Here is a 23,141-nt window from a genome sequence, read left to right on the forward strand (position 1 = left end):
ATTGTGAAATTAATGGTGAATCAGCAGCCTTATTATAAAGAAGTTGAACCAACAGAACTATTACTGGAAGTATTGCGCCGCAAAATTGGCTTAACCGGTGCTAAGCCAGGCTGCCTTAATGGTGATTGTGGTGCCTGTACGGTAATGGTTGATAAACGACCAACCAAATCATGCTTAATGCTTGCTGTTGAAGCAAAAGATAAGGAAATTATCACGATTGAAGGACTGAATCATACACCGATTCAAGAAGCATTTGTTACACATTTTGCTTTTCAGTGCGGATATTGCACCCCTGGTTTTATTATGAATTGCCAAGCATTATTGATGGATGACCCGAACCCTGCAGATGAAAAAATAAAAACATGGCTCTCCTCCAATATATGTCGATGTACGGGTTATGCTGAAATTGAAAAAGCAATCAAATCGGTGATCCATCGTGATGAAAGGAGTAGCAATAGGTAAAAGCGTGAATACGATGGATTACAGGGTGTGATTCATCTTGAATAACGAGAATATGAATGATGAGAACAGTAAAGCAATAATGGCCCTTCATCGAGTGATGGACATTATAACCGCCATTTTATTGTTGACGAAGCAAATTACGATTATAGGTGTATTTGTGAAACCGGGCAGATTTGCGATATCTGTCGGCGGTCCTATATTTGGCAGTTCTAGAATTTTGACAAAAAATAATCTGGCAATAGAGCAAGGTATTGTAGATATACTTGACATCCTATTGGCTATTCTTTTACTTTCAGATCAAATCACGATAACAGGTTTATTTATTTCGTCAGGCGAATTTACGATAAATGTTTCCGGCCCTCTATTTGGCTATCCGAAAGTTACCCCATCCACACTTATGCTTGATAATTATAAGCTCTTCCATTCGGTAGTCAAAGAACATTATACAGTCCCGCCGGAATTATTATCCAATACATTGTGGGAGTGATTGAAATGGACCATAATCAGCAGGAAAAAGAAAAAACGGTTCTATCGGGGAGATTTTTAATTGCTTTGCCAATTATTCTCTTTATATTCTTTTTTACCAAGCAAGAATCAGGTGAATTGCTCTAGGAGTTTTGTAGGCATTTTTTAACGATTCATGTAATTCAATTACTATATAGTTATTTTTAATTGTCCTATATGGAGCAAAGAGAATTACTAGGATGGAAGGACAATGACTGTGTCACATAAAAGGGAGTCCAATTCAAATGAAATTGAAAAAACGATTACGTTAGCTGATTTTTTAGCCATTATAGATACATTATCGGCATCGGCTAATCAGTCATTCTATATAAATAAATGGGATATATTTGAGAAGGAAAAGGCGACAACAAGCATACTTACAAATATATTCGGTAAAAGAACCGGTTTAAAGGTTAATATCACCTTACTAATAGAAAATGTAGGCGACCGATTAACGGTCTATGATATTAAAGCCTTCTTTATCAATGAACGTAAAAAACAAAGAATGGCTGCTGATAGCCTAATGATTCATTCCAATAGTCTCAACAGCGATGATTTTGTTGTTATAGAAAAAGGTGAGGTAGCCTTAATGAATATTGCCGCCATTTTGAATAATCAACAGATTGAAATCCCTCTGGATTCATTTGAAAATCTCGAGCTCTTTTTTATGGCGACAGGCGGTTATAAAACGATTGTAATTCCTCTATGAAGTTATCATGTCACGTATTTTTAATTGGAGCAAAAATAGGGACGGAATCTTTTTATGAGGAGAGTTAAGCATATCAATAAGTTCAGTCACACTCTGTTTGGATGTGGCATTTTATCGTTTATCATGCGGCAAGGATATAGAAGGAAAGAGGGATAGGGCATCTTCCCTCTTTTCTTTATGCTTCCATTTCTTTAAACCGCCTGGCATCCTCCTTCGGCGGTACTCCGAACAGGCGGGCATATTCCCGGCTAAATTGTGTTGGGCTTTCGTATCCCACCTGATAGGCTGCTTCCTTCGCATCAGCTCTTTCGGTAAACAACAGCCGTCTGGCTTCCTGCAGGCGAAGCTGTTTTTGGAATTGGAGAGGGCTCATGGTCGTCAGTTCCTTGAAATGGCGATGGAAGGTAGCTGTACTCATATTCACGCTTCCAGCAAGCTCTTCAACCTTTATAGGCTCAGTATAATGGTCGAGCAGATAGGAAATAACCTCCTGAATATGACGGATGTGTGTGCCCGCCTTGGCAAGCTGCCTCAGGTTTACACCATGAGGTCCCTGTAAGACCCGATAAATGATTTCCTTCTTGTAAAGAGGTGAGAGCATAGCAATATCCTCAGGTGTCTCGGTAAGCTTGGCCATTCTGATGGCAGCATCAAGGAGGAATCTGTCCGCGCGTCCAATGTACAGAGCCTGCTTCTGATCTAAGTTTTGGGACTGATTTGTATGCGGCATATCCGCTATATCAAAGAGGTCTTGATGACTGAGCTCTAGCTTCATCGCTAGATATGGTTTCTCGGCAGATGCTTTGACGACATTCCCTGATAAGGGTAAGTCAATGGATGAGACAATATAGGAGGAAGGCCCATAGCGATATTTTTCAGTACCAAGGAACACCTGCTTTTCTCCTTGTGCAACGATACAAATAGAAGGCTCATTCACTCGGTAAATGGGCTCAGATGGCAACGATTCTCGAATGAATGTCATGGTCGGTACAATGGTTTGGAAGACACCGTCTTCGTTGAGATGATTTGATAAGTATTGGGCAAGCTGTAGTTCACATGCAGGATGTACAAGCATCTTTTTTCTCCTTGTTTATATATAAGTTATGGTTTAATTCTATCTGCGGTTGATTCATTCTGTAAAGAGAAGATGAGAGGAATAGGCAAGCATTTGAGAGAAATATGCTACTGCTCTTCAATATGAATGGTACATAATAGAACAAGGATTAATGGTATCTTCTTAGAGAGCGGAGGTAATAGAAATGGATTATGTAAAACTGGGCCGTACAGGACTTGATGTTTCCCGGCTTTGCCTTGGATGCATGAGCTTTGGAGATAAAGAGAATTGGATACATAAGTGGCTGCTGGATGAAGCAGAAAGCCGTCAGATCATCAAGAAAGCCTTAGAGATGGGGATTAATTTCTTTGATACGGCAAACTCCTATTCAGGAGGCGTGAGTGAAGAAATACTAGGGCGGGCGATAAGGGATTATGCAACACGTGATGAGGTGGTTCTTGCGACGAAGGTGTTTTTCCCTATGCAGAAGGGACCAAACCGAGGCGGACTGTCCAGAAAGTCTATCATAAATGAACTGGATCACAGTCTCAAACGGCTTGGTACCGATTATGTGGATCTTTATATCATTCATCGCTGGGATGACCAAACTCCGATTGAGGAGACGATGGAGACACTTCATGATGTTGTAAAGGCAGGGAAGGCCAGATACATTGGCGCCTCATCCATGCAGGCGTGGCAATTCTTAAAGGCAAACCATGTAGCTGAATCCAATGGTTGGACGAAATTCGTTTCCATGCAAAATCATTACAATCTCTTATACAGGGAAGAGGAGCGGGAGATGATGCCTATGTGTGAAAGTGAGGGAATCGGGGTAACCCCATACAGCCCGCTTGCTTCTGGCAGGTTGACAAGGGCTGTCGGAGAAACAACCTATCGCTCGCAGACCGACCAAGTGCAAAAGGCAAAGTATGGCACGATGGAAGACTCTGATAATGAGATTATTACTCGTGTAGCATCAATCGCGGAAAGAAGAGGTGTCCTGCGCATGCAGGTCGCATTAGCCTGGCTGCTTCAAAAGCAGCCTGTCACAGCCCCAATCATAGGTGCCACAAAGCTTCGCCATCTTGAAGATGCCAAAGGAGCCTTGTCTATTAAGCTGACAGATGAGGAAATGTCTTTCTTGGAGGAATCGTATCTTCCGCATCCGGTAAGTGGATTTGCCTTAAAATGATTAAACGAAGAGGGAGATAGAATGTGTGATGCATCCTATCTCCCTCTTTCTATGGACATATTCATTCAATGACGGGTTTGTTCTCTTCCTTCTTCGTTTCGGAGCTGCTGATATTGGGAACTTCAAGCATATCAAGAATAAAGATGAAGATCGGAATACCAAGAATCAATCCCCAGATTCCAAGGAAATGCTCAGCCAGAACAAGGACAAGGAATGTGTAAAACGTCGGCAAATGGGTTTTGGCTGACATGAATTTTGGATTAAGAATATAGCTTTCAAGCGCATGAATGGCAGCAATTAAGACAATCACATACAGGACATGCATACCCTCGCCAATTTGATAAGCAATCGTGCATAAGGGAACTAATGAGATAATGACACCTGCAACAGGGATTAAGCCAAGCAGGAATATCATAATGCCTAGGCCAAGCAGCTGCGGGAAACCAAGGAAGTACAAAATAATCAGTGATAAGACAGCATTAACGGAAGCAATCAAGAATTGAACTTCGATCACTTTCCCAAAGGAATTGACAAACACAGTGCCTAAATGCTCAAGCTCCTTAAAAATGGTCCCCAGCTTACTGTTTTTGAATGTGCTGGTGAAACGGCCGATTTTCTCTTTCTCCAATAAGAAGAACAAGCTTAATAGGATTGAGATAAATAATTGAAGGCTGACTTTGCCGATATCAGCAGCATATGTGTATATGGCACTGGCGTTCTGTTCAATATCGGTTGGAGAAATCAGCTTGTTCATCGCGCTGATAATCACTTCAATGGCACGGTTATCCGGCGGGTCCTTATAGAAGGCTATTAAGGCTTGCACTAATTCCGTCAGCTGCATGGTGATAATGGGTATGTATTTATAAATAACCATGACCATGGAAGTGATTAAAACGGAATAGAGAATTAGGATAATCAATTGAGGACGTACCCTAAACTGAAGCGTTTTCCTTAATGTAGAGGAGATAAACCGTTCTAATCCGCCCATTAAAAAGATGAAAATAAAGGTAAATAGAATCAAATTAATCATGTCTCTTAATGTATAAAAGAGTATAATGAGAATTAAAAAAGTTAGAAAGCGAATAAATCCTCTGCTTTTAACTAGTTGGTTGACTGAATACATTTGACGGCTGGTACTCCTTTCGGCTCACTCCTGAATAATTCAATTATACCTGTAAGATGCTTGCTTTATAAGAGGGCGAGCAAAATTATTTAGGCAGATAACATTCTCAGTAAAACAAATATGTGGCACGTTTTAGATTTATGCTAATTGGATAAATAAGTGTATACACTGATGGGGGGAATGTTTAAATGGGTAATGTAGAGCAAAGAAGTGAGAAAGTTGCGATTGTGACTGGCGGCGGATCTGGTATTGGAGCCGCTGCAGCAAAAAAATTAGCGGACAGCGGCGTTCATGTATGCCTGTTGGATATCAATTATTCCGGGGCTGCTTCCGTTCGTTCATCCATTGAACAGAGCGGCGGCGGCGCTTGTATTTATGAGGTAGATGTAAGGGATGAGAATCAAATTAAAGAGGCAGTCAATGATATCGTGGAGAAGTATGGCAGATTGGATATCCTCTTTTGCAACGCAGGAATTAATGGAACCTTATCCTCTATTGAACACCTCGATGTCGCTGATTGGGACAGGACGATTGAAACGAATCTTAGAAGCACGTTCCTATTTGTGAAATATTCCATTCCTCATATGAAAGAGAGCGGCGGAGGCAGTATCATCATTACAAGCTCAATTAATGGAAACAGGCGGTTTGCCGGCTTTGGGATGGCAGCCTACAGTACCTCAAAAGCAGCCCAAATTGGCTTCATGAAGATGGCGGCACTGGAGCTTGCTCGTTATAAAATCCGCGTAAATGCCATCTGTCCAGGGGCGATTGAAACAAATATTGATGATTCTACCGATAAATCCGAAAGTGTGAAGGAAATCGAGATTCCAATTGAATACCCAGAAGGTATGCAGCCGCTGGCAAACGGTCCGGGACAGCCGGAGCAAGTCGCAAGCTTGGTAGCCTTTCTCGCTTCAGATGAAGCAAGCCATATATCCGGAACGGAGATATATGTGGACGGTACAGAATCCTTGCTCTAAACTATCTGGCATGAACAGGACTTATTTTAATAGGATATGTAAGGACTTCAATTTTCTGAAGTCCTTTTTTACGTTGATTTTCATTCAGCTCGCAGTTTGATAACAAGTTTTAGGATGCACCATACGATGAATGTCCCAATAATGGTCATGAGGATGAAAGTTGAGAAGAAACCGCCAGAATAGCCGAAAGCGACTGAGCTGTCGAGGAAATGGACATTCTCATATTCCGTTATATCAGGCTGATAGCGGACTGTTTGAACATATGCCAAGGTTAGAACGCCTGCCATATACAGGATATTGATCAGGATAGATAAAAACATAGACATAAGTACAGTTTTCATGAATGATCACTTCCCGACTCTCTTTTTGCCATAATAGGACAAATCTGCCTGATTTGTAAACCTATAAAATAATCCGTTCATTAAAGCTCCATACTAACGGTATTACGAGACAAAGGAGGGACAGCTATGAAACCAATCATCCCTTTTGAACCTATCGCAGCTGCTGAAATACCCTTAAGTGGAGATTGGGTATTTCAGGTGAAATGGGATGGTGTGAGAATTCTCGTTTATAAGTCCATTTCTGGGACAGAGGTTATTAATCGCCATTTAAACAATCGTACCATTCAATACCCTGAATTGCTGGACACTGAAAGCTATTCTAAGGCTGATAGCTTTATTCTAGATGGTGAAGTGATTGCCCTTGTGGACGGGAAACCGTCCTTTCATGAGGTTATGAAACGTGATCGATTGAGAGGCGGTGCAGAGATAGAGATTAAAAAGAAAGAGATTCCGATTATTTATATGGTGTTTGATTGTCTTTATATGAATGGGGTATCCATGATGGATAAGCCCCTATATGAGAGGCAGAAAATGCTCCGGTCTATCGTTAAGGAAACAGAGCATATCCGATTGACCGAGAATTTCGAGGAAGGTGAAGGCTTGCTCCACGCTGTGAAGGAGCAAGGCCTTGAAGGAATCCTTTGCAAAGACTTGCATGCCTGCTATTTACCAGGGGGCAAGGATGCTCGCTGGCAAAAGATCAAGAACTACCAGGACGTGATTGCTGTTGTGTGCGGTTATATCCAAAAGGGAAGCGGACTTCGCTCCCTTTTGCTCGGTTTATATGACTCTGACGGTCAGCTTCATTATATAGGCAAGGCAGGCAGGGGTCGTTATAATGCACAGGATTGGAAAACCATCCAGCATTATCTTGAAAAAAGCAAACAGGCTTTTTCTCCTTTTGTTAAGGCCATTCATGAAGCAAAGGATTGTCAATGGGTAAGTCCAATTTTTACGGTAAAGGTACAATTTCTTGAATGGTCCGAGTCCAGAACATTGCGTCAGCCTGTCTTAGATTCCTTTGTCGAAAGAAATCCGCTTGATTGCCGGTTTGAGAAAGAGGGGAGTCAATGAGATACCATGCAGCAGCTTTTCTGCAGACTTTTGACCGGGTAAATGGGCTTATCTCTGTGGCTGTCCTAAAACATCAAAAAACGGAAACGATAGCAGTTGTGAAGGAGAGATTCAAGCAGGAGGAAAAGGATGCCCTTATCAAGCTTCTGTTGGAGAGAGGGTGCAGGGAAGAGGCAGAAGGATTTTCTGTGCCGCCTGGCATTTGTGTAGAAATCAGCTTCAAGACTGTAAAGAATGGGAAACTGCACGAACCGCGCTTTGAGCGGCTGCTATTCACTCATGACTGGCATGCATGTACGTGGGTTCATCTTCTCCTAGCTCAATATGAACCCGTTCAGCTGACAAATGCGCAAAAGGAAATCTGGCCATGTCATTCTGTCACAAAGGAGCGGTATATGGAATATTTGCTGGCTGTGAAAGACAGGATGCTTCCGTTCCTATCTGGAAGGCTGCTTACGGTTAAGCGATACCCGGAAGGAGTGGGGGCGAGCGGGTTCTATCAGAAAGCCGCCCCAGAGCATGCACCAGCATTTGTTCAGAAGGTGATAGTGGAGGATGATTCCCATATAATCTGCGGGAACGCACAAACACTGTTATGGCTTGGGAACCAGGCAGCTATTGAGTTTCACATTCCATTCAATACCGTGGATTCACTCTATCCATGTGAGATTGTTTTTGACCTTGACCCGCCCGCGCTTGGAGATTTGACACTTGCTATCAAGGCAGCCCTTGAGATGAAAAGGCTGTTCGATAACTTCAACCTCTTATCCTTCGTGAAATTATCCGGCCGTAAGGGAATTCAAGTTCATTTACCTCTTAATGATGGAATCCTCACGTACAGTGAAACGAGGATATTTACTGAATTTATTGCCTCCTATCTTGTTGAGCAATTCCCCGAGCAATTTACTGTGGAGCGGCTCAAAAAAAATCGAAGGGGCCGCTTATATGTAGATTACATCCAGCATGATGTTAAGAAGACCATCATTTGCCCTTACTCACCACGGGAAACGGAGGAGCCTGGGATTGCTGTTCCCCTATATTGGGAGGAGGTACGACAAGGAATGAAGACGGGTGATTATTTGCTGGAGGAAGTCCAAAAAAGGGTGATAAGGGGGATAGATCCTTTTGCTGAATATTTTACGGTCAATCAAGGAGTACAGATCAAGGAATTGATTGAAGTCCTTCAATCAACCTCATCATGAATCTGCAGGTTTTGGATATCATAAGAAAAAAAGAGAAGGTGTTCTTATGCATACAATCTGGAAAGGGACCATCAGCTTTGGTCTTGTCAGCATTCCCATTAAGCTTCATGCTGCAACCGAGAATCAAGATCTGCCGCTGCGCACTCTGCATGAAAAGTGCCATGCTCCAATTAAGTACAAGAAGGTATGCTCTGTGTGCGGGGAGGAAGTCCCGCAGGAGGATATTGTGAAGGCATATGAATATGTAAAGGGGAAGTTCGTGGTTCTTGATGAGGAAGAGCTGCAGGCCATCAAGAAGGAATTAGAGGAGAAGGCTGTTGAAATCATCGATTTTGTAAAGATTGAAGAAATAGATCCCATTTATTTTGAGAAGAGCTATTATATTTCTCCAAATGAAGGAGGGGTTAAGGCTTATACTTTGCTGAGAAGAGCCCTTAAGGATTCAGGAAAAGTAGGCCTTGCCAAAATCACTATACGGGCAAAGGAGTCAATGGCTGTCGTTCGGGTATATGAGCAGACATTATTGATGGAAACCATCCATTTCCCGAGTGAGGTCAGAAAGGCATCAGATGTTCCGAATATCCCGATGGTGGAGGAGGTCGTCCCTAAGGAGCTGGATACGGCTATCCTGTTGATTGACCAATTAACGACTGAGTTTGACCCTAGTAAATATCATGATGAGTATCGCTCAGCCCTCCTTGAATTGATCGAGCGCAAAAAGGCAGAGCAAACGGTCACACCGGCAGCATCGAATGCACCGAAATCGAATGTAGTGGATTTGATGGCAGCTCTTCAAGCTTCCATAGACCAAACAAAGCCGCAGACAAAGCCGGCAAGAAAACGTACGCCGCGAAAGAAAAGAGAGACATCATAAGAAAGGGAAGCCCGTCCATAAAGACAGGCTTCCCTTTTGCTTTTTCTTATGCTTGGCAATTGACAATAATTCGTCCTTTTGCCTGACCTTGCAGTGGTATAGAGACTTTCTTTGGCAGCTCTTGCAGAGTTATCTCTTCTTGAATGAATACATCAAAGCTTGCTGGTCTAAAGTCATTTGCCAGACGGTTCCAAATGGCAAGTCTCTTTTCCATTGGACAATAAACGGAATCAATACCCAGCAGGTTAACTCCGCGCAGGATAAATGGGAAGACAGTTGCAGGGAGCTTCGTTCCGGCAGTCAAGCCGCTGACCGCAACAGAGCCTCCATATTGAATTTGGCTTAACAAAGCAGCCAGCGGCTCTCCGCCGACCGGATCCACGCCTGCCGCCCATTTCTGTTTCCCTAATGCTCGTACCTTTCCATCAAACACTTCATTTCGCGGGACAATGGAAGAGGCGCCAAGGCTGGTAAGGAATTCAGCTTCAGTCTCTTTGCCTGTGCTTGCCTCTACCGTGAATCCAAGGGTGGAAAGAATGGATACGGCAAAGCTTCCAACCCCGCCTGTTGCACCGGTAACGAGAACCTTCCCGCTTTCAGGCGTAATTCCATTATCAAGCAGCCGTTGAACAGAAAGAGCTGCCGTGAAGCCGGCTGTCCCGATGACCATCGCTTCCTTTAATGTCAAGCCTTCCGGAACGGGTACAATCCATTTGGCAGGAATGCGGGCATACTCACTATATCCGCCAAAATGAGAAACGCCGATTTCATAGCTGGTGGCAATAACCTCGTCCCCTTCCTTAAAACGTGAATCATTAGAAGAAACCACCACTCCTGCAAGATCGATGCCTGGGACGAATGGATAATGGCTAACGATGTTTCCATTTGGAATAGTCGCCAGGCTGTCCTTATAGTTTACACTCGAATAATGGGTGCGGATGAGCACTTCTCCTTGAGGCAGATCGTCAAGTGACAGCTTTTGAACATCTATCGAGAAATGTTCGTTCTCTTTGTTTACGACAAGGGCGTTAAATTTAGTAGTCAACTAGATGACTCCCTTCCTATATTTATTGTATTCCTAGTATATAGAAGATACCCTTATTTCACTATAAGTAATGTCAAATATATACAGGAAATATTTCACTTATAGAGTAGATGATTCACCTATTTTTCTGAAGTAAATAAAATACTGATTATCTTACATCTAGGTGCATGCAATTTATCGGAAAATATAGAGTGTGATAGGATGTGCTAGAAGCGTAATTCACCTGAATAGGAGGAGAATAAGAAGAAAAATGACAGATGCAATTTGTCAGAATTTATTTATTTTTGTCGAGCTGATAATTTGAGTTCCCCTTTTTGATTCGATAGACTTAGTCTTATATTCCTTTCATTATAGTAAGTTTTTCCTCAAAGTATAAAATAAGTAGTAATAAATCCTCAAAATTCAACATTATATTAATTTTTTTACAGACAAAAGATTCCATGAAATATAACTGTAATGTTTATATGGTGGAAATGAAATTATAGATTGATATAATAAGGACCGTACCAAACATTGGACTTATTGGAATATGTTGTTGATATTTGTCGATTGTTGAAAGAAGCTTTAATGGGTGAGATTGGTTTAGCAGATGGACTCTATATAGGTCTGAGAGTCTATTAAAACCATCAAGCACAGAAGAGTTTTTGAGTTAGATAGAGAGAAAGGGTCTTAGAGGCGGCTCTTTATTGAAAGGGGATCATCATTTGAAGAAGTCATTAATTGCTTTGAACATGGCTGTAGTTGTTGGAGCCGGTTCATTGTTCTCAGCAGGATTTGCATCAGCTGAATCCATTTCTGAATTGAAGAAGAAGGAAAGCCAGATTGAAGAGAATCGTTCTAAGGTTCATTCCAATATTAAGGATGCCGAGAAATCGATTGATCATGTAAAAGGTAAACAAGCAGATTTAGCATCACAGCTCGAAAAGCTTGAAAAGCAAATGAAAGAAACCGAGAACAAAATTGATAAGTTAACGGCAAAGATTGCTAAAACGAAAGAACAAATCGAAACATTGAAAAAAGAAATCAAGGTACTCGAAGATAAGATTGAAAAGCGTAATGAACTGCTGAAGGAACGTGCCCGTTCTTATCAAGCAACAGGCGGAAACATGAACTATCTCGAGGTCGTGCTTGGAGCAAGTGACTTCGGCGAATTTGTTGAGCGGTTAAGTGCTGTATCAACTATTATGGATGCAGACCAAGATTTGATCGCTGAACAAGAGCGAGATAAGAAAGCATTGGAAGATAAGAAGAAATCTGTTGAGCAGAAACTAAGCGATCTTGAATCTATGATGGCTGAAGTGAAAGAAATGAAAGCCAAGCAAGAACAGCAGAAAAAAGAGAAAAATCAACTTATGAAGAAGCTGAAAGCCGAGCAGAAAAAGCTTGAGAAAGAGAAAATTGGCATGGAAGAAGAGGCAGACATTCTAGCAGGCCAAAAGGCGGCTATCAAGAAGGCTATTAAGCAAGAGGAAGCACGTCAAGCTGAGATTGCGAAACAAAAGGCCGCGGAGGAAAAACGCCAAGCTGAGCTGGCTAAACAGCGAGCAGCAGAAGCGAAGAAGAAATCTTCCCAAAGCTCAAGTTCAAGCAAAAGCACGAATGCTGGTTCATCAAGCGCAAGCTCTAAGTCAAGTACAAGCTCTAAATCAAGTTCTAGTTCCACTTCAAGTTCTAGTCATACTGCTGCACCAGCACCATCCAGCAGCGCAGCATCCGGCATATTCATGAAACCAGCTGCAGGGTATTTCTCTTCTGGCTTCGGCGGTAGATGGGGTACAAACCATAACGGTATTGATATTGCTGCATCTGGTTCTGTATCGATTATGGCGGCGGCAGATGGGGTTGTTTCAAGATCTTATTTCTCATCTTCCTATGGAAATGCGATTTTCATTACGCATTACATTAATGGCAAGCAATATACCACTGTGTATGCGCATTTAAGTTCACGTATGGTTAGTAATGGACAAACCGTCAAGAAAGGTCAGCAAATTGGCTTGATGGGGAATACAGGACAATCCTATGGCCAGCATTTACATTTTGAAATTCATGAAGGACCTTGGAATATCAATAAATCAAATGCGGTTAATCCGCGTAAATACTTCTAAGATGAAAAGGGAATCCGCTCCGGATTCCTTTTTTGTTTATTCTCAGCAAGAAAAGATGCGTGTATATGATAAATTTCTTATTTACCTAATTATCCCAGTGATGTATAATTTGCTTGTACTAAATAGTATAAATATTCCGTAAATTTGGAAGCGCTTCCCTAAAGGGAGCCGGAAAGGAGACGGATATATGGGAGAAAAGAAACCGACTTATAAGGAGGAGGGCAGCCGAACGAATTATTCGGCTATTGTTCAATCAGCTGATTTCCAGAAACTGCTGCAAATTAAAAAACGGTTCATCATTCCTTTCACATTGTTTTTCTTAGTCTTTTACTTCGCATTGCCGCTTATGACCTCTTATTCCACTGTTCTTAATCAATCGTTTTATGGAAGTATTACGTGGGCGTGGGTATTTGCTTTTGGACAATTTATCATGACATGGGCTTTATGTATGATTTACTCCAAAAAGGCTGGACAATTTGACATACTTACGGATAAGATTCTTCAGATGAGAAAAGGAGAGACGTCCAAATGAATGTAGCTGCCTTTACAATGTTTCTTGGGATTGTTTTCATTACACTATTGATCACTTATTGGGCATCCAAACGAACGAGCAATGCAAGCGAATTTTATACAGCAGGAAGTGGTCTGACCGGTTGGCAGAATGGTCTGGCCATTGCTGGGGATTATATGTCAGCAGCATCATTCCTAGGAATTGCCGGTTCAATTGCTCTTGCTGGGTTTGATGGGTTCTTTTACAGCATTGGCTTTTTGGTTGCTTATCTAGTTGTTCTATATTTAGTGGCGGAGCCTCTTCGAAATCTTGGTAAATATACGTTGGCAGATATGCTGGCAGCACGCTTTGATACGAAGAAAATTAGAGGGTTTGCAGCCTTTAATACAATGGCAATTTCTATTTTTTATATGATCGCTCAATTGGTTGGCGCAGGAGCACTTATAAAATTATTATTAGGGATTGAATATACAACCTCCGTTTTAATTGTCGGCACCTTGATGACTATATATGTTATCTTTGGCGGTATGCATGCGACAAGCTGGGTCCAAATCGTCAAGGCACTTCTCTTGATGACGGGGACATTTATCATTTCGATTATCGTCCTGGCAAAGTTTAATTACAGCATCCCTTATATGTTTGAATCCATGAGATCAGCGACTCCGCTGAAGGAGGCTTTCTTAAATCCTGGAGTTAAATATACGGAGGGGCTTGATACACTCTCGCTAACAATGGGCCTTGTATTAGGTACAGCTGGGCTCCCGCACATTTTGGTCCGATTCTTCACGGTGAAGGATGCCAAGGCAGCGAGAAGCTCAGTCGTTGTGGCAACTTGGATTATTGGAGCCTTTTATGTCATGACCATATTCTTGGGCTTTGGGGCAGCCGCCTTTGTTGGCACGACTGATATCGTTGCAGCGAATGCAGCAGGTAATATGGCTGCGCCGCTTCTCGCACAGGCATTGGGCGGAAATATGCTATTTGCCTTCGTCTCTGCTGTTGCCTTTGCAACAATCCTTGCTGTTGTAGCTGGATTGGTTCTAACCGGTGCATCAGCGTTTGCCCATGATTTCTATAATGAAATCCTTCGTAAAGGTAAAGCGAACGAAAAGGAACAAGTCAAGATGGCGCGCTATGCATCTATTGGGGTATCTGTCATTTCCATTTTGCTGGCTTTAGTAGCTCAAAACTTGAATGTTGCTTTCCTTGTCTCTCTTGCCTTCGCTGTCGCAGCGAGTGCTAATTTGCCGGTCATCCTCTTTACGATCTACTGGAAGAAGTTCAACACAACTGGTGCAATCAGTGCCATGGTTGTCGGGTTAATTTCCTCCGTAGGACTGGTGCTGATCAGTCCGAACGTCTTTAGTCCGGATGGTTCAGCTATTCTGACTGGGGAAGCACTATTTCCATTGACGACGCCTGGACTTGTATCCATTCCGCTAGGATTTATTGCTGGCTATATTGGAACAATCTTATCAAGGCAGAAGGTGGATGAAGCGAAGTATGATGAAATTTTGGTTAAATCCAATACGGGAATGGATACCATTCACCGCATGTGAGAAACAGCCTAAATAATAGAAAGGAGGAGAAACAGATAATGTTTCTCCTCCTTTCTTTGATTTCCCAAGAAATAGTCTAGCCCATCTTGATGACAATCTTGCCCCTTGTATGGCCGGATTCACTGAGCTCTTGGGCATTTCTGACTCCTTTTTCGGAGAAAGGAAAGGTTTCAAGCGGAGCGGGCTTCAATCGTCCTTCCCCTAAAAGGGAGGCAAGCTCCTGCAACTGGTCTCCTCTCGGGATAAGCCAGAGGAATTGCTCTCTAATCCCATATTGGCCAGCCTTTTGTTCAGAGGGAGGTTCCACGATGGAAACAATTTTTCCGCCTTTACGGAGAACTTTCATGCTATTTAGAAGGGTCTGCCCACCTACCGTATCAAATACAGCGTCATACTCACTTAAGATTTCTTCGAATGATTCTGTCTTATAGTCAATGCATTGGTCAGCCCCTAATGAGGTTAAGTAGCCATGATTTTTCTTGCTCGCTGTTGTGGCGACATAAGCTCCTTTTAGTTTCGCCAGTTGGATGGCGTAGGTGCCGACACCGCCCGCCCCAGCGTGAATCAAGACTTTTTGTCCCTCCATGATTTCGAGCGCATCAAATAAAGCCTGATAGGCTGTCAAACCGGCTAAAGGAATAGAGGCAGCCTCGTCAAAGGATAGATTATCGGGAATCTTTGCGAGCAATAAGTCATCCACTACGGTATATTCGGCATATGTACCGAGACGGGTCAGCTCTGGCCGTGCAAAAACACGGTCGCCTATTTCAAAGCCTTGAACATGCTTTCCAACATCGGCTACTACACCTGCAACATCCCAGCCAAGTATGATGGGAAATTCAAAATCATAACGGTCCTGCAGATAGCCTTCTCTGAGTTTCCAGTCAATAGGGTTAACTGAAGCAGCTTTTACTTCCACAAGAACTTGATTATCTAGGGGGATTGGTTTATCAATGACTTTTTCCTTCAGTTCGTTTAATCCGCCGTATTCCTCGATTACAACGGCTTTCATATTATTCTTATGCATGCATACCCTCCTCGTATGTGATGAGGTAATTAAATCCTCTTGTTTCTTCATTCCCTTTTATAAGGAGAGTAATCATGAGATTTAGGACATGAATAGCGGAAATTCACATGTTTATGCTGAGGCGGCAAATTACTTGGGATGTGGAGGTTTCCTGCCCAATAAAAAGCTGACCCTGATGATCGAGTCAGCCCATATTAGACAGCAAATGATTTATGCAGGTGATTCTGCATTAATGCATTTGGCGATAAGAATGATAAGCAGAACAGATAGGATACTGAATGAATAGAAAAGATAGGATTCATTTTCTTTCAAGAAATAGGACATAAGGGGAGGTCCAGCAGCAACCCCGAAAAAACGGGCGGAACTATAGAAGGAAGTAATCGTTCCCCTTTGTTCCTTTTCAATATTTTCGGTAATAAGGGCATCCAATGAGGGAAGAATCGCTCCAAGCCCTGCTCCAAATATGGATAAAACGCCTATAAGTAAATAGAGATTATCGATATGAGAGGTGAAACAAATGGAAACACAGGAAATCACCAAGGAAATGATAATCAATATCTTCATGGCTTTAATATTATCCTTGATCTTCTTTCCTGTGATAAATGAGGCTATACATAAAAAGAACAAAGGAATGGCTAAAATAAATCCCTTTTTAATGTTATGGATATCATATTTAGATTCAAGGATATTTGATAAATAGAACTGTACTGCAAACAAAATCAACATGATAAAGGCACCGGTAATGAACACACTATAGAGCCATCTTCCATCGGTATGAAAAATCTTTTTAACCTGCTGTAAAAAATCTTTGAGCTTAGGAGGCTCATCCTTCTTTTTTGGAACTTTAATAAAGAATAGAACCATCAAAAAACTAATTAAACTGAAGACAGAAATAGAAAAGAAGGGGATATACCATATCCACAGGGCAAGGGCTGCGCCAAGAATCGGGCTCAATACTTTGCCAAATGTATTGGATGTCTCCACAATTCCTAAGCAGGCGCTTGCTTCATCATCGTCCTTATACAAATCACCCACAAGTGGAAGGATGATTGGAAAAGCGCCGGCTGAACCAATTCCTTGGATGATTCTGCCGATGATAATCACCATATAGGGATCACTCATTTTCCAGGAGGCAAAACCGGATACGAGTCCTCCGATAAATGTGATGGCAAGGCTGGGAAGTAAAATCATCTTACGCCCAAATCGATCCGATAAGTATCCTGCAATCGGGATAAGCAATATTGAGGCCACCGAATAACTTGTGATGATCAGGCTCGATTGGAAGGAGGATATGGAAACCTTTTTCTCCAATATGGGCAGAACAGGAATTAGCATGGAATTACCTAGTGTCATAATGAGCGGAACAGCAGCAATGCTGGCCAGGCACCATATGCTCACTTTTGACTGATCAGAATTAGAACTCATAATTGCACCCTCATTTCACTTTCATTCACTGCTTTAATAATTTGCGTAGAATGATAAAAAGTATGTACAACGATATGCAGGCAAAACTGGGCAAATAAAAAAACGCCGCAAAAGCGGCGGAAAACAGGTGGATATTCTTAATCTCTTGAAGAGAGCACTCCAATAAACTGAAGGATGTATATAAACAAGTTGACGAAGTCCAGATATAGATTTAACGCCATTAATGGCACAGCCTCATCTGATACCCCATATTGCTTCATCCTGTTTACGTCAAAAATGACATAACCGCTGAACACAAGAATGCCGATAAAGGAATAAACAAGAGTCGCTGTTGAGGATAAGGGTGAAAACAAGTTGAAAATGCCGATAACAATAAGTGCTAGCAAAGCAGCAGTTAGAAAGCCTCCCAAAAAGGAGAAATCCCGTTTTGTTGTTGAAGCATATAAGGAAAGTCCTCCGAAAATGGCAACAGTAGCAGCAAGACTCATGAGAACAGGCTTTGCTCCAATCGTGATTAAATAGCTAGTGACGATCGGAAACAGGGTGATTCCTGAAATAAAGGTAAAGGCATATAAAAATCCGTATGAAAGCATTTTTCTTCTTCGGACAAAGAAAGCCGCGATTAGCATAACGAACTCTAAAATCATGATTGGCAGGAATAAGGCGGGCGGAACAAAATTCCCGACGATAAATCCTAACAAAGAAACAGCCAATGACAGTGTAAATGTACGAAGTACTTTTGGAAGAGTATACCGATTTGATTCAATATATGTACTCATTTTCTTTCACTCCTTATGATGATTGGTTCTGTTTATCTTACACCATAGTTAAATTCTTATAGATAAGCACGTATTGCCACGATATTTTACCTATGTAAGAGTATATACGAAGGGCTATCAATAAAAGTTTCAATCAAGTATAACCTGCTTCTTGGAAAATGAAGGAGAATATTTTGGATGAACGTGATGCATAAACAGATAAAAGAGGGTATACTACGAGATAGATGGGAACATATGTTCTGTCTTTTGTTTCCAGATAGATAATTGGACTAAAATCTATGTTATTCTATCACTAAGAGTGAAGAGAACTTGATGATTGCTTATAAGGAGGAAAAGGAATAATGGATTTCACATTTATTCATGCCGCCGATATTCATTTGGACAGTCCATTAAAAGGGTTGTCTCGATATGAAGGCGCTCCGGTTGGACGATTACGAAGCGCCACCCGTGAAGCCTTTACCAATCTCGTTGATTTAGCCATTGAAAGGCAAGTGGATTTTATCATCATTGCAGGAGATCTGTATGATGGTGATTGGAAGGACTATAATACGGGATTATACTTTGCCAGTGAAATGGCACGGCTTCAAAAAGAGCAGATTCCCGTGTTCATGATCAAAGGAAACCATGATGCGGCAAGTGTAATCACGAAGGAAATTAAGCTGCCTGACAATGTTCATATGTTTGATGTGAAGAAATGCGGAAGCGTGAAGCTGGATGATATCGGCGTGGTCATCCATGGTCAAGGATTCAGCACGAGAGCGGTTCTTGATAATTTGGTCAAAGGATATCCCAATAGTGTGGATGGCTATTACAATATCGGCATTCTTCATACTTCTGCCGGCGGCCGGGAAGGGCATGAAAACTATGCTCCCTGCTCGATTGAGGATATGAAAGGAAAAGGGTACGATTATTGGGCACTTGGCCATATTCATAAGAGAGAATATCTGAGTGAGAAAGAGCCAGTTATCTTATTTCCTGGTAATATTCAAAGCCGACATAGTAAAGAAACGGGTCCGAAAGGCTGTACACTTGTTGAGGTCGAGGGCGGTACATTAAAAGATATGACTCATATGCCTCTTGATGTTCTCAGATGGGAGGTAATTGATGCGGATTTAACTGGAGTCACTCAGTATGAAGAGTGGATGGCACAAATCGAGCAAGAAATCGAAAAGGCCTATGATTTGGCGGATGGAAGGATGCTCGCTCTCCGCTTTATTCTGAATGGACAAACCCCTCTCCATTTTGAGCTGGCAAGTGATAGGGACAGGGTTCTGAATGATTTGCGTTCAATGGCTTTTTCAATTGGAAACGGAGATATATGGATAGAAAAGGTCAAGCTCAAGACAACTGCGTTGAATTCATTATCAGAAGCGTCCAATTCAACTCCGGTTACAGGAATATTGGAGTGGCTTGATGACATGTCATATGAAGAGATGCTTCAAGAAATCAAGGAGGAATTTCAATCGCTTCATAATGCGCTTCCTATGGACCTGAAACGCGGCGATGAGCCCGTTATACCAGATACGGCAGATGCTTTGAGAGAAAAAATTCAAGCAGCTAAAGATATCATTAATGAAGGATTGCTTATGGACAGGGGGAAACATTCATGAGGTTTGACAGGCTAGAAATTGAGGCCTTTGGGCATTTTACGAATTATTCGATCCCGTTTGATCAAGGACATTCCTTTCATGTGTTATACGGCAATAATGAAGCAGGGAAAAGTACCTTGCTGCGCTCGATTACCCAGCTTTTATACGGCATTCCTCACAATTCTAAGGATTCTTTCCTGCACCCGAATACAAAGCTTCGTATAGGAGGAACCATTTCGAATGCAGCAGGGGATACGATCAAGTTCTATCGGAGAAAAGGGAAGACAAAGACCCTTCTAGATGAGAATGGAGAAGCAATTCCAGATAACTCATTGGTACCGTATATCAATGTCTTATCAGAAGATACCTTTCGTTCTATGTTCGCCTTGAATCATGAAACCTTGCGTGAAGGCGGAGAAGCCTTGCTTGCGAGTAATGGGCATGTTGGTGAGAGTCTTTTTGCTGCTGCATCCGGCATCAATGCAATTAAACAAGTTATGGGGCAGCTAGACTCAGCCAGCAAGGAACTTTATAAGGCAGGTGGGTCAAAACCGCCGATTAATGAACTAATTCGTAAGGAAAAGGAATTAACGAAGAAAGCCAATGAATCTCTCATGCTGGCAAGGCGATGGAAGGAATTGGAGAAGGAATACACAGATGGAAAGGCTGTTATTTCAGAATTGAGGGAGAAACAGGCTCAAGTTTCCGCTCGAATTAATAAGCTTGAGAAGCTGCGCAAAGCTTCACCTAAGCTTGCTGAAAGAAAGCTATTATTGGACAAATTAGCCCCCTATGAATCGATTCCAACTCTTCCTCATGATTGTTCCCTCCAAAGGAGAGAACTATCCAAAATCATTCGCTCTTGTGCAGAAACGGCACAAACAGCAAGGGCAGAAGCGGACAAGCTAAAGGAAAAGCTGGCCCAGCTTTCAGTTGATGAGAACATATTGAAAGAAGAATCCGTTATCCAATCCTTAAACGGTGATATTGGTGCCTATGAGAAAGAAAAACGTGATTATGAGAATCTGAAAGAGCGGGCTGAAGTCTGCCGAAAACAATTAGATGATCTCCTTCAGAATATGGGCTTTATGAGCATGGAGGTTGTAGAAATGGAAAATCTTCGAATTCAGCCTGCACGTAAAGAGAAAATTCGTTCCCTGCATGAAAACCATCGAATCCTAAAAAGTTCTATTTCTGAGCTGCGCCTGCGGATTACGGCAATGGAAGAAGTTGTTTCTTTGAAGAAACAGGAATGGGAGAATTATGGCGAGCTTCATTCACTTGATGATTTACAAGCTGCATTAGCGGCTGCTCATGATGAAGGGAAACTTGAGGATAGGATTGCTGAATTGCAAGCTGAATTAAAAGATATGCAGGATTCCATTGATGAGCAATTAAAGACTTTGCCGCTCTGGAACGGAGGAAGGACGGAATTTGCCGGACTTCATATACCAATCTTAGAAGAGACGATTGAGCAATTCATGAAAGAAGAGAAGACATACAAGGAAGATGTTCTTGCTTGGAAACAAAAGTTTGTTACGGAGGAAGAATTGCTTTCCTCCGCCCGTGCTGCTCTCCGTGATCTTGAAGCGAGTACAGTTATCCCAACAGAGGAAAACCTAAAGAAAGCAAGACGAAATCGGGATGAGAGTTGGAAACTGGTTCGCCGTACATTAGATGGTCAGAAGTTGACGGAAGCGGAAATTGCCCGTTATGCAGGAGAAAACAAGCTTACCGACATTTATGAATCCCAATTAGAAAAAGCGGATGAATTGGCAGATGTTATGAGACATGAGTCTGCGAAGGTGGGCATGAAGCAGAAATACTTGAATGATATAGATGAAGCAGTAAACCGTATGGAAGGGTACAAACGTAAGCTGGAACACCTAGATGATGTGGGCCGTCAATTATATGGCAAATGGAATGCACTTTGGCAAGAGAATGGGATTACGCCCCTTTCTCCGCAAGAAATGAAGGCATGGATGTCTAAGTATAGAGAAATAAAGTATTTGCTTTCACAATGCCAAAAGAAAGAGCATGCCTGCAGCAAGCTGAACGAGCAGAGTCAACTGCTGAAGAAAAGGCTGTATGATGCGTTGGCATCTGTTACTAAGTTGAATGTATCCTATCAAGATTACTCATTGGCCCGCTGGATAAAGGAAGCGACTGTCTTTAAGGATAAAGAATCAGCCCGCAGCCTTGAAAAACAGGCATTGGAATCTGATTGGAAGAATAAGCGAATAGCTCTTCTCGAGATGGAGAATGAATTGAAAGAGAAGAATCGCCAATACGTAGACTGGAAGGATGAGTGGGCGGAAGCGGTATGTCCCATTCAGCTTGATGGGACGTGTCCAACGGATACGGCTCTTGAAAGAGTCGAACGTTATGACCGGTGTGTAAAGCTTTATGATGAATGGATTGAACTGAGTGCGAGAATGAATGCGAGCAGAATGTTTGTCCAAGATTTTGAACAGAAAATCGGCTATCTTCTTGATCAGGTAAACTGGCCGAAACAAGGCAATATTCAATCGTTGGTTTATAAGCTGGCGGATGAATTAAAGAAGCAGCTGCAGAATAAACGTGATAAAGAGGATTGGAATCGTCAGTTAGAGGAGTGCTTGGCTGGGTATGAAACAGCCTCTCAGAAGCAGCAAGCAGCTGAAGAATCGCTATGTGGCCTACTCTCACTTGCCGGTGTTCAGACAGTGGATGAATTACAGGCTGTGGAGGAGCAATATGCAGCTAAGCAAGATTTAACGAGAAGGATCAATGAGCTCGATCTCGTTCTTCAGGAAATAGCAGGAAGCGGGTCCATTGATGAACTTGAGCAGGAGATTGCAGAGCAAGATATGGAGCATCTTGAAGGGCACTTGACAGAATTGGAGCTTGAGCAAAAGGAGCTCGATGAAAACTGTTCTGCTGCCTACCAATCATTTGGGGTTTGTAAGAAAGAGTATGAAGAGAAGATTCACGGAAGTTCAGTTACGTCTGTTATGGCGACTGAAGAAAGGGAATCAGTGATAGCAGACCTTTCAGCCCTTTGTGAGCAATACGTCGAAAAGAGACTAGCTGTTATGATCTTGCAAAAGGGAATAGAATATTATCGAGCACAGAATCAAAATCCTATTTTAACGAGGGCTTCAACATTGTTTGCCCGCCTGACAGAGTATAGCTTTGAAGGACTTACCGTTGATTATAATGAGAAGGATGAGGAAGTTCTTCTTGGAATCAGGAATGGAGAGAAAATTGGGATTGATGCAATGAGCGATGGTACAATGGATCAGCTGTACCTGGCTTTGCGTGTTGCGAGCATCGAGAAATATTGTGAGGACAACGAACCGGTTCCGTTTATTGTGGATGATATTCTCGTTCATTTTGACAATAAACGCTCTAAGGTTACACTCGAGGTCCTGGCAGAATTATCAAAAGCAACACAAATCATCTTCTTTACTCATCATGCCCATTTAGTCGAACTGATAGAAGATACTTTAAACGAAACAGATTATCAGTTCATAGAAATTAATAAGGAAGCTGTCATGCAAGGATAAAAAAACGAGCAGATTATGTCTGCTCGTTTTTTGGTGAT

The 23,141-nt window shown here is 42.1% G+C and carries 20 protein-coding genes; 13 read left to right on the forward strand and 7 right to left on the reverse strand.

What is annotated here, in order from left to right; translation table 11 throughout:
• Nucleotides 1-12: 12 nt before the first annotated feature.
• The 3 genes from ACI35L_RS10125 to ACI35L_RS10135 all read left to right on the forward strand — a co-directional run bounded on the left by ACI35L_RS10125 (nucleotide 13) and on the right by ACI35L_RS10135 (nucleotide 1,675).
• The gene (locus ACI35L_RS10125) at nucleotides 13-462 is read left to right on the forward strand and encodes a (2Fe-2S)-binding protein (RefSeq protein WP_049672980.1); all 450 of its coding nucleotides are present in this window, start codon (nucleotides 13-15) and stop codon (nucleotides 460-462) included.
• Between the two features lie 37 nt (nucleotides 463-499).
• Nucleotides 500-949, forward strand: a complete 450-nt coding sequence (locus ACI35L_RS10130) for a hypothetical protein (protein ID WP_231589537.1) — start codon at nucleotides 500-502, stop codon at nucleotides 947-949.
• A gap of 228 nt (nucleotides 950-1,177) precedes the next feature.
• Nucleotides 1,178-1,675 carry a hypothetical protein gene (locus tag ACI35L_RS10135; RefSeq protein ID WP_049671618.1) on the forward strand — a complete coding sequence of 166 codons (498 nt, stop codon included), beginning with the start codon at nucleotides 1,178-1,180 and terminating at the stop codon, nucleotides 1,673-1,675.
• Nucleotides 1,676-1,850: 175 nt separating this feature from the next.
• On the opposite strand, the gene ACI35L_RS10140 is transcribed toward ACI35L_RS10135, so the two are convergent.
• The gene (locus ACI35L_RS10140; protein ID WP_049671616.1) at nucleotides 1,851-2,750 is read right to left on the reverse strand and encodes an AraC family transcriptional regulator; all 900 of its coding nucleotides are present in this window, start codon (nucleotides 2,748-2,750) and stop codon (nucleotides 1,851-1,853) included.
• Nucleotides 2,751-2,934: 184 nt separating this feature from the next.
• Here ACI35L_RS10140 and ACI35L_RS10145 point away from each other — a divergent pair, with 184 nt between their 5' ends.
• Nucleotides 2,935-3,921 carry an aldo/keto reductase gene (locus tag ACI35L_RS10145; protein ID WP_049671615.1) on the forward strand — a complete coding sequence of 329 codons (987 nt, stop codon included), beginning with the start codon at nucleotides 2,935-2,937 and terminating at the stop codon, nucleotides 3,919-3,921.
• A 61-nt stretch (nucleotides 3,922-3,982) separates the two neighbouring features.
• Here ACI35L_RS10145 and ACI35L_RS10150 read toward each other — a convergent pair whose 3' ends face one another.
• Nucleotides 3,983-5,044, reverse strand: a complete 1,062-nt coding sequence (locus ACI35L_RS10150; protein ID WP_049671614.1) for an AI-2E family transporter — start codon at nucleotides 5,042-5,044, stop codon at nucleotides 3,983-3,985.
• Between the two features lie 188 nt (nucleotides 5,045-5,232).
• On the opposite strand from ACI35L_RS10150, the gene ACI35L_RS10155 reads away from it, so the two are divergent.
• A complete protein-coding gene (locus ACI35L_RS10155) occupies nucleotides 5,233-6,024 on the forward strand; it encodes an SDR family oxidoreductase (protein WP_049671613.1) in 792 nt (263 codons plus the stop codon).
• 80 nt (nucleotides 6,025-6,104) lie between these two features.
• On the opposite strand, the gene ACI35L_RS10160 is transcribed toward ACI35L_RS10155, so the two are convergent.
• The gene (locus tag ACI35L_RS10160; protein ID WP_049671612.1) at nucleotides 6,105-6,365 is read right to left on the reverse strand and encodes a hypothetical protein; all 261 of its coding nucleotides are present in this window, start codon (nucleotides 6,363-6,365) and stop codon (nucleotides 6,105-6,107) included.
• A gap of 126 nt (nucleotides 6,366-6,491) precedes the next feature.
• Here ACI35L_RS10160 and ACI35L_RS10165 point away from each other — a divergent pair, with 126 nt between their 5' ends.
• The 3 genes from ACI35L_RS10165 to ACI35L_RS10175 are packed head-to-tail and all read left to right on the forward strand — an operon-like array spanning nucleotide 6,492 to nucleotide 9,515.
• Nucleotides 6,492-7,439, forward strand: a complete 948-nt coding sequence (locus tag ACI35L_RS10165; RefSeq protein WP_049671611.1) for an ATP-dependent DNA ligase — start codon at nucleotides 6,492-6,494, stop codon at nucleotides 7,437-7,439.
• Nucleotides 7,436-8,641: a non-homologous end-joining DNA ligase gene (gene ligD, locus ACI35L_RS10170; RefSeq protein ID WP_049671610.1), complete on the forward strand. Its 1,206-nt coding sequence runs from the start codon at nucleotides 7,436-7,438 to the stop codon at nucleotides 8,639-8,641. The genes ACI35L_RS10165 and ligD overlap by 4 nt, the downstream gene beginning before the upstream one ends.
• 46 nt (nucleotides 8,642-8,687) lie before the next feature.
• Entirely contained in the window at nucleotides 8,688-9,515 is an 828-nt protein-coding gene (locus tag ACI35L_RS10175; protein WP_439802831.1) for a Ku protein, read from the forward strand.
• Nucleotides 9,516-9,561: 46 nt separating this feature from the next.
• Here the strand turns inward: ACI35L_RS10175 and ACI35L_RS10180 are convergent, their stop codons facing one another.
• Nucleotides 9,562-10,560: an NADPH:quinone oxidoreductase family protein gene (locus ACI35L_RS10180; protein ID WP_439802832.1), complete on the reverse strand. Its 999-nt coding sequence runs from the start codon at nucleotides 10,558-10,560 to the stop codon at nucleotides 9,562-9,564.
• A 704-nt stretch (nucleotides 10,561-11,264) separates the two neighbouring features.
• Here ACI35L_RS10180 and ACI35L_RS10185 point away from each other — a divergent pair.
• From ACI35L_RS10185 to ACI35L_RS10195, 3 genes are all read left to right on the forward strand, one after another.
• Nucleotides 11,265-12,665, forward strand: a complete 1,401-nt coding sequence (locus ACI35L_RS10185) for a murein hydrolase activator EnvC family protein (protein ID WP_439802833.1) — start codon at nucleotides 11,265-11,267, stop codon at nucleotides 12,663-12,665.
• 187 nt (nucleotides 12,666-12,852) lie between these two features.
• Nucleotides 12,853-13,197: a DUF485 domain-containing protein gene (locus tag ACI35L_RS10190; RefSeq protein ID WP_049671608.1), complete on the forward strand. Its 345-nt coding sequence runs from the start codon at nucleotides 12,853-12,855 to the stop codon at nucleotides 13,195-13,197.
• The gene (locus ACI35L_RS10195; RefSeq protein ID WP_049671607.1) at nucleotides 13,194-14,735 is read left to right on the forward strand and encodes a solute symporter family protein; all 1,542 of its coding nucleotides are present in this window, start codon (nucleotides 13,194-13,196) and stop codon (nucleotides 14,733-14,735) included. The genes ACI35L_RS10190 and ACI35L_RS10195 overlap by 4 nt, the downstream gene beginning before the upstream one ends.
• A 76-nt stretch (nucleotides 14,736-14,811) precedes the next feature.
• On the opposite strand, the gene ACI35L_RS10200 is transcribed toward ACI35L_RS10195, so the two are convergent.
• The 3 genes from ACI35L_RS10200 to ACI35L_RS10210 form a co-directional block, all read right to left on the reverse strand.
• Nucleotides 14,812-15,747 carry an NADP-dependent oxidoreductase gene (locus ACI35L_RS10200; RefSeq protein WP_049672976.1) on the reverse strand — a complete coding sequence of 312 codons (936 nt, stop codon included), beginning with the start codon at nucleotides 15,745-15,747 and terminating at the stop codon, nucleotides 14,812-14,814.
• Nucleotides 15,748-15,972: 225 nt separating this feature from the next.
• The gene (locus tag ACI35L_RS10205; RefSeq protein ID WP_439802834.1) at nucleotides 15,973-17,187 is read right to left on the reverse strand and encodes an MFS transporter; all 1,215 of its coding nucleotides are present in this window, start codon (nucleotides 17,185-17,187) and stop codon (nucleotides 15,973-15,975) included.
• A 137-nt stretch (nucleotides 17,188-17,324) separates the two neighbouring features.
• Nucleotides 17,325-17,966 (reverse strand): Bax inhibitor-1/YccA family protein, encoded by a 642-nt coding sequence (locus ACI35L_RS10210; protein ID WP_049671605.1) that lies wholly within the window; start codon nucleotides 17,964-17,966, stop codon nucleotides 17,325-17,327.
• A 341-nt stretch (nucleotides 17,967-18,307) separates the two neighbouring features.
• Here ACI35L_RS10210 and ACI35L_RS10215 point away from each other — a divergent pair, with 341 nt between their 5' ends.
• The gene (locus ACI35L_RS10215) at nucleotides 18,308-19,576 is read left to right on the forward strand and encodes a metallophosphoesterase family protein (protein ID WP_049671604.1); all 1,269 of its coding nucleotides are present in this window, start codon (nucleotides 18,308-18,310) and stop codon (nucleotides 19,574-19,576) included.
• Entirely contained in the window at nucleotides 19,573-23,103 is a 3,531-nt protein-coding gene (locus ACI35L_RS10220) for an AAA family ATPase (protein WP_439802835.1), read from the forward strand. Before ACI35L_RS10215 ends, ACI35L_RS10220 begins: the two co-directional genes overlap by 4 nt.
• Nucleotides 23,104-23,141 lie beyond the last annotated feature (38 nt).

It is taken from the genome of Pradoshia sp. (genome assembly GCF_051873915.1).
Taxonomy (GTDB): domain Bacteria; phylum Bacillota; class Bacilli; order Bacillales; family Pradoshiaceae; genus Pradoshia.

Bases quoted from the DNA above. Each gene is read 5' to 3' on its own strand.
- ACI35L_RS10155 (WP_049671613.1), top strand. From the start codon at position 5,233: ATGGGTAATGTAGAGCAAAGAAGTGAGAAAGTTGCGATTGTGACTGGC.
- ACI35L_RS10200 (WP_049672976.1), bottom strand. From the start codon at position 15,747: ATGAAAGCCGTTGTAATCGAGGAATACGGCGGATTAAACGAACTGAAG.
- ACI35L_RS10165 (WP_049671611.1), top strand. From the start codon at position 6,492: ATGAAACCAATCATCCCTTTTGAACCTATCGCAGCTGCTGAAATACCC.
- ligD (WP_049671610.1), top strand. From the start codon at position 7,436: ATGAGATACCATGCAGCAGCTTTTCTGCAGACTTTTGACCGGGTAAAT.
- ACI35L_RS10145 (WP_049671615.1), top strand. From the start codon at position 2,935: ATGGATTATGTAAAACTGGGCCGTACAGGACTTGATGTTTCCCGGCTT.
- ACI35L_RS10205 (WP_439802834.1), bottom strand. From the start codon at position 17,187: ATGAGTTCTAATTCTGATCAGTCAAAAGTGAGCATATGGTGCCTGGCC.
- ACI35L_RS10125 (WP_049672980.1), top strand. From the start codon at position 13: ATGGTGAATCAGCAGCCTTATTATAAAGAAGTTGAACCAACAGAACTA.
- ACI35L_RS10215 (WP_049671604.1), top strand. From the start codon at position 18,308: ATGGATTTCACATTTATTCATGCCGCCGATATTCATTTGGACAGTCCA.
- ACI35L_RS10195 (WP_049671607.1), top strand. From the start codon at position 13,194: ATGAATGTAGCTGCCTTTACAATGTTTCTTGGGATTGTTTTCATTACA.
- ACI35L_RS10190 (WP_049671608.1), top strand. From the start codon at position 12,853: ATGGGAGAAAAGAAACCGACTTATAAGGAGGAGGGCAGCCGAACGAAT.
- ACI35L_RS10175 (WP_439802831.1), top strand. From the start codon at position 8,688: ATGCATACAATCTGGAAAGGGACCATCAGCTTTGGTCTTGTCAGCATT.
- ACI35L_RS10210 (WP_049671605.1), bottom strand. From the start codon at position 17,966: ATGAGTACATATATTGAATCAAATCGGTATACTCTTCCAAAAGTACTT.
- ACI35L_RS10150 (WP_049671614.1), bottom strand. From the start codon at position 5,044: ATGTATTCAGTCAACCAACTAGTTAAAAGCAGAGGATTTATTCGCTTT.
- ACI35L_RS10140 (WP_049671616.1), bottom strand. From the start codon at position 2,750: ATGCTTGTACATCCTGCATGTGAACTACAGCTTGCCCAATACTTATCA.
- ACI35L_RS10135 (WP_049671618.1), top strand. From the start codon at position 1,178: ATGACTGTGTCACATAAAAGGGAGTCCAATTCAAATGAAATTGAAAAA.
- ACI35L_RS10220 (WP_439802835.1), top strand. From the start codon at position 19,573: ATGAGGTTTGACAGGCTAGAAATTGAGGCCTTTGGGCATTTTACGAAT.
- ACI35L_RS10160 (WP_049671612.1), bottom strand. From the start codon at position 6,365: ATGAAAACTGTACTTATGTCTATGTTTTTATCTATCCTGATCAATATC.